The 2686-nt window shown below is 35.8% G+C and carries 2 protein-coding genes; both read right to left on the reverse strand.

The window, feature by feature from the left end:
- Positions 1–210 precede the first annotated feature (210 nt).
- On the reverse strand, positions 211–795 hold the full coding sequence (locus BUCISPPS3390_RS02095; RefSeq protein WP_154060994.1) for an aminodeoxychorismate/anthranilate synthase component II: 585 nt from the start codon (positions 793–795) through the stop codon (positions 211–213).
- A gap of 4 nt (positions 796–799) precedes the next feature.
- The gene (locus BUCISPPS3390_RS02100) at positions 800–2374 is read right to left on the reverse strand and encodes an anthranilate synthase component 1 (RefSeq protein ID WP_154060995.1); all 1575 of its coding nucleotides are present in this window, start codon (positions 2372–2374) and stop codon (positions 800–802) included.
- Positions 2375–2686 lie beyond the last annotated feature (312 nt).

Raw genomic sequence — 2686 nt, forward strand, 5'->3', positions numbered from 1 at the left:
TTATGCATCTATCGTAGTCAACGTGCGTCAATGCATTAGTTCATGAAAAGAATGATCTTGTTTGTCCATTCAGTTAGAAATTAAAAATCAATAAAATCTCTTTATTTTAGTCTAAAAAAAAAGTTATGCACAGAGTTATGCACATAACTTCTATTCATTGGTTCAGCAATATTGAAAAAAAACTGCAAGTATGGTTTTTTAATTCATAATTCAATAAGTTTGACGCAACCAAGTGAGTGTGTTCTGCAGTATATTGGATCCCAATGGTGTTAAAATAGATTCAGGATGAAATTGTAAACCACAAATACGGTCATATATATGTTTCACCGCCATGACTGCTGTTTTGCAGCGAGCATTCACACAGAGAGTAGAAGGAACAGAGGTACACAAAAGAGAGTGGTACCGAGCTACCACTAGTGGATTAGGTAGAGTAGAGAACATATCCTTCTGATCATGTAGAATACAGGATGTTTTTCCATGCACAATGTCGGATGTTGCATCCACTTGACCTCCATACACACATACAATTGCTTGATGTCCTAAGCAAATACCTAGTACTGGGATTTTTCCTTTTATTAAGTCAATTAATTCCAGCATACATCCTGCTGTACTCGGTGTACCTGGACCAGGAGAGAGCACTACAATAGGATGATCCATACTTTCAAGTACTGAAATGAGAATAGGTAACGGTGTAGTATTGCGATACACTGCTACTGTTTGACGAAATGTTCGTAAAGAATCAACTAAATTATATGTAAATGAATCTAAATTATCTAATAAAAGAACGTCGGACACAGTTTTATTCTCCTACATCAATACGATGGGTATTACAAATAGATTGTAAAACAGCACTAGCTTTATTTTTACCTTCTTCTATCTCTTCATGAGTGATAGAATCATATACAATACCTACTCCAGATTGTACAGTTGCTATATTTTTTTTAACAAATGCTGAACGAATGACGATGCATGCATCGAACGATCCGGAACCAGTAAAATATCCCACGGAACCTCCATATGCTCCTCTATTCACATTTTCATGTTGTGCAATTAATTGCATAGCACGCAATTTAGGAGCTCCAGTCAACGTACCCATGTTCATACAGGATTGATAAGCATGAAAAACATCTAAATTATCCCGTAAAACTCCAGTAACAGAGGATACTAAATGCATAACATGAGAATATTTTTCTACATCCATTAATCGCGATACAAAGCGACTACCTGTTCGACATACTTTTGCTAAATCATTACGTGCTAGATCAACCAACATAAGGTGTTCTGATAACTCTTTTGGATGAGTACGTAACGATAGTTCAAGACGATTGTCTAGATCAAGGTCTATGTTTCCATCTGCATCTAGACCACGTGGACGAGTTCCAGCAATAGGATTTAGTTGAACGATACGACTATCAGGATTGTATTGTAAATAACTTTCAGGTGATGCTCCAAATAAAGTAAACTGGGTATCCTGCATGAAAAACATGTATGGACTCGGATTCATATGCTTCAAAACAACATACGCAGAGAAAGGATGTGCGCATGTACAATAAAACTGACGAGAAGGAACCACTTGAAATACCTCCCCTTTTTTAATAAATTCATGCATACGATCAATAGTTTTTGCATATGTAGAATCACTCATATTGCTCTTTACTCGTGTTTTTTCAGAAGAAATCGGAACTTTTAGATCAATCGAAGACGCAGGTCTATTTTTCTTCAGTATATGGTGTAATTGCTGCATGCGTGTATGTAGACGACGTCTTTCTCGGTGATCACAGGTGAACACATGCACCTGTATCTGTGTATTTTTTTTATCGTGATCAAAACTCACCATGGACTCTGCTAGATAAAAACACAGATCAGGACAGGGAGCACATTCATTCATATGAGGAATATATTCGAATGAATGGATTAAATCATAGGACAGTAATCCTCCACAAAACAGCGATTTCATCGATCCATGAGCCGCTCGTACTACCTGTTTCAACCAGCGAAAACAATCGAAAACAGATGGATACAATAATCTTTTATCCTCTTCAATATGAGCAGTATTCAATGAAAATTGCATGATTCGAAGATATTCCGTAGTTTTTAAAACAACATTTGATGGGACCACACTGTCTAGTTGTTTCAGAAGGGAGACGCCATTTTTTGACAGTGCTCTGATTTTTAATCTATTGCGTACCGCCGTGATACGTAAAGCACTATCCACAATAATGGTACTAGTCGTTTTCTTTTTAGTGCTGGTTTCAGAGGACTCCAATAATAATGTATTTTTCTTTTCTGCACATATTTTGTGGAATATTTCCGTTGGATTCTCGGCATACAAAAGGTCCTCTTTCCAGGTAGTGACGGTATATAGTGTAGGCATAACTGTTTCCTCATGTAGATAAAAACAACAAAATGAGAATGCAGTACAATTGCATCTATTTGCAGATGAAAAAGATCACTGATTTATTGAATACAGTGTACATGCGGTATATTTAAGATAGTTTTCATAACATTCATGGTCACGGTATCAACATATATATTGTTGTTACAGTAATAACATATATATTATGCATCTATCGTAGTCAACGTGCGTCAATGCATTAGTTCATGAAAAGAATGATCTTGTTTGTCCATTCAGTTAGAAATTAAAAATCAATAAAATCTCTTTATTTTAGTCTAAAAAAAAAGTTAT

It is taken from the genome of Buchnera aphidicola (Cinara cf. splendens/pseudotsugae 3390) (genome assembly GCF_900698845.1).
GTDB classification, from domain to species: domain Bacteria; phylum Pseudomonadota; class Gammaproteobacteria; order Enterobacterales; family Enterobacteriaceae; genus Buchnera_F; species Buchnera_F aphidicola_AM.

Coding starts and splice junctions, on each gene's coding strand:
- BUCISPPS3390_RS02100 (WP_154060995.1), bottom strand. CDS start 2,374: ATGCCTACACTATATACCGTCACTACCTGGAAAGAGGACCTTTTGTAT.